The 3311-nt window shown below is 71.7% G+C and carries 4 protein-coding genes; all 4 read right to left on the bottom strand.

Annotated features, from left to right (window positions below; translation table 11 throughout):
• Positions 1 to 559: hypothetical protein (locus tag I5E_RS16635; RefSeq protein WP_022907980.1), on the bottom strand; the 559-nt coding region annotated here is incomplete at its 3' end.
• Complete coding sequence (locus tag I5E_RS16640) at positions 556 to 1434, bottom strand: flagellar motor switch protein FliM (protein ID WP_022907981.1); 879 nt, start codon at positions 1432 to 1434, stop codon at positions 556 to 558. The genes I5E_RS16640 and I5E_RS16635, both read right to left, overlap by 4 nt.
• A gap of 88 nt (positions 1435 to 1522) precedes the next feature.
• The gene (locus tag I5E_RS16645) at positions 1523 to 2452 is read right to left on the bottom strand and encodes an OmpA/MotB family protein (protein WP_022907982.1); all 930 of its coding nucleotides are present in this window, start codon (positions 2450 to 2452) and stop codon (positions 1523 to 1525) included.
• Between the two features lie 2 nt (positions 2453 to 2454).
• On the bottom strand, positions 2455 to 3285 hold the full coding sequence (locus I5E_RS16650) for a motility protein A (RefSeq protein WP_022907983.1): 831 nt from the start codon (positions 3283 to 3285) through the stop codon (positions 2455 to 2457).
• Between the last annotated feature and the right edge of the window lie 26 nt (positions 3286 to 3311).

Raw genomic sequence — 3311 nt, forward strand, 5'->3', positions numbered from 1 at the left:
TGCCGAGCACGTCGCGGACGGACATCCGGGTGCGGCCGATCTCGACCGTCAGGGTCATCTCGACGTTGTTGATCCGGCCGAGGTTCCCGGCGGGCATGCCGAGCACCGGCGCCTGGACGGCGGACGCCGACACGGTGCCGTTCTCGCGGACGCGCAGGGCGAACCAGCCGCCGGGGACGCCACCGGCGGTCAGCTCGAAGACGACCGTGTCCGGGTCGGCGAGGAGCGCCGAGGCCGACTCGCGCCGCGCGTCGCCGAGGACGCCGACGCCGAGGACACCGGCGGCGGCCTCGAGCGACGGCCGCAGCACGTCGGTGACGTCGACGATCCCGTGGTCGGTGCCACCGGCGGCGACGACGGCCTCGAGGTCGGTGAGCACGAGGACGAGGTCGGCCGACAGGCCGCCGACGAAGGACGCGACCACGGCGTCACCGGCCGCTTCGAGCGCGACGGGTGTCGCGCCTCCTGGCTGGGCCACCGCGGTCAGCGGCGCGGCCGTCGGGAGCTGCGCGGCGAGTGCCTCGGCCGCCTGGGTGTGGAGGGTGGTCGTGACGGTCATGCGGGCTGCTCCGATGTGGTGGTGACGACGATGCCGGCGAGGCGCGAGCCGTTCGCGCCGACGGCGGCGGTGCCGACGGGCTCGCCGTCGACCGCGATGGTGAGGGGACGGTGCTGCGGGTGCGGTAGCGGCAGGACGTCGCCGACGGCCAGGCGGAGGACCTGCGACGGCAGGACCGTGGCGGGCGCGAACCGCAGGCTGACGCCCACCGGGACGGAGGCGAGCTGCGCGTCGACGAGGGCGCGGGCGTCGGCCGGTGAGACGTGCGTGGCGGTCTCGCCGAGCTGCGGCAGCACCGCGTCGGCCGGCAGCGCGAGGGTGCCGGGGGCGACGCGCTCCCCGACGCGGATCGTGAACGAGGCGACGATCATGAGGTCGCCCTTCTGGGCGGCCTGGGCGAACTGCGAGTTGAACTGGAACCCGCCCGCGGTGACGTCGTGGGCGAGCAGCCCGCCGAACGAGTAGCGGAGGTCGTCGAGGGCGTCCTCGACGATCTTGCGGACGAGCGCCTGCTCGATCGGGGTGAACGTCCGGTCCGGTGTCGGGAGCGGCTTCGAGGCGCCGAGCGCGTGCGAGACCCAGGTGAGGGCGGCGTCGAGGGGCACCTGCAGGACGCCCTTCGGCACCACGTCCGCGATCGGCAGCAGGACCATGCCCGTGAGCGCGGGCAGGGACGCGGCGTACTCGTCGTACGTCGTCATCTGGACCTGCTCGCAGGTGACCTGGCTCACCGCGCGGACCTTCGCCGTCAGCTGGGTGCCCCACTGGCGCGCGAAGGTCTCGAAGGCGAGCTCGAGGACCCGGGCGTGCTCGCGGGCGAGCGTCGACGGGCGCGCGAAGTCGTACACCTCGGGCGCTGGCAGGGTCTCGGTCACGGGTGCGTCTATCGGTCCGCTGTGGCGGACCCGTCAGTGCTGTGCCGCGGCTGTGCCTCGTTCTGGGGGCGGGCGGGCGGTCGTTCGCTCAGCCGGTCCGTGCTCCGTCCTGCGCCTTCGCCAGGGCCGGCATCAGGGCACTGACGTCCTGGTCCTGGTTCGAGAGCACCACGATGTCGACCCGCCGGTTCAGCGTGAGGTCGGCGTCCGTCCCGCCCTTCGCCAGCGGACGACTCGACCCGAACCCGACGCTCTGGACGTGGTCGGCCGGCATCCCGCCGCGTTCCACCAGGTCACGGAGCACCCCGGTCGCGCGGGCGGCGCTGAGTTCCCAGTTCGTCGCGTACGGTGCCGTCGAGTTCCGCTGGTCGGCGTGCCCCTCGACGCTGACGTCGTGGCCGCTCGTCTTCAGCACCGGGGCGATCGCGTCCATGATCCGCTTCGCCTGGTCGGACAGGTCGGCGCTGTTCGTGGTGAAGTACGTCTCGCTGCCGACGAGCCGCACGGTGAGGCCGCGCGCATCGACCGTGAACTGCACGTTCGACGTCTGCCCGGCCTTCGCGAGGTTCGCCTTGATGGCCTGCTCGATCGCCTGCAGGTCGTCGAGCTCCTGCTGCGCCGCCTGGACGTCCGCCTTCGTCGCGGTCTTCGGGACGACGGTGGACGCCGGGTCGACGTTCGTGTCCTTCGTGCCGGACGACGCGGTCGAGTGGTCCGCCTGCGACTTGTCGACGGAGTAGCCGGAGCCGTCCTTCACCTCGTCCTTCGTCACGACGGTCCCGGACGCGGTGTCGATCTTCTGCGACTTGACCTCGCCGAAGCCCGTGGCGAGCGAGTTCTTCAGCTGGATGTACTTCTGCTGGTCGACCGTCGACATCGCGAAGAGCACGAGGAACATGCACATCAGCACGGTGATCATGTCCATGTAGGACGCCATCCAGCGCTCGTCGGGGTGCTCGGCCTCGTCGTGGGACTTCTTCGAGCGGCCGCGACCGCGGCCGCGGGGGTTCGCGCTCACGGTCAGGCCGCCAGCTGCTGGTCGTCGGCGCCCGCGTCGCTGCCCTTGCCGGACTTCCCCTTGCCGCCCTTGGCCTCGCCACCACGCGCGCCAGGCGGGACCATCGCGGTCAGACGTTCCCCGAGCAGACGCGGCTGGCTGCCCGCCTGCACGGCGAGGAGGCCCTCCATGAGCAGCGTCTGGCGGTCGGCCTCGAGCTGCGCGAGCTTGCGGAGCTTGCCGCCGATCGGCAGCCACAGGAAGTTCGCCGTCAGCAGGCCCCAGAGCGTCGCGACGAACGCACTCGCGATGAGGGGACCGAGCTCGTCGGGCTTGCCGAGGTTCGCGAGGACGTGGGTGAGCGACACGACCGTGCCGATGATCCCGACGGTGGGGGCGAACCCGCCGAGCCCCATGAAGAACGAGCTGGCCGACCGGACCGGTGCGGCGTTCGACTCGATCTCGTCCTCGAGCAGGATCCGCAGCTCGTCGCCGTCGGTGCCGTCCGCGATGTTCTGCAGCGCCTTCTTCATGAAGGGGTCGTCGTGCTTGTCGGCCTCCTGCTCGAGCGCGAGCAGGCCGTTCGCGCGGGCGGTCTCCGCCAACCCGACGACGTCGTCGATGACCGACTGCGGCGGGGTGACCTTGCCCGTGAACGCCTTCGGGACGGCCTTGAAGCTCGCGATGGCATCCTTGAGCGTCGTGCTGGCGATGCCACAGCCGATCGTCGCGCCGAACACGAGCAGCATCGGCGCGGGCAGGAACAGGCCGGCCAGCTCGACGTGCTCCATCTCGACCATGCCGAACAGGGCGCCGAAGGCGAGGAGGATGCCGATGATCGTCGCGATGTCCACGTCAACGACCCCCGTCCTGCGAGCGG

The sequence above is a fragment of the Curtobacterium sp. B18 genome (assembly GCF_000333375.1).
Lineage (GTDB): Bacteria > Actinomycetota > Actinomycetes > Actinomycetales > Microbacteriaceae > Curtobacterium.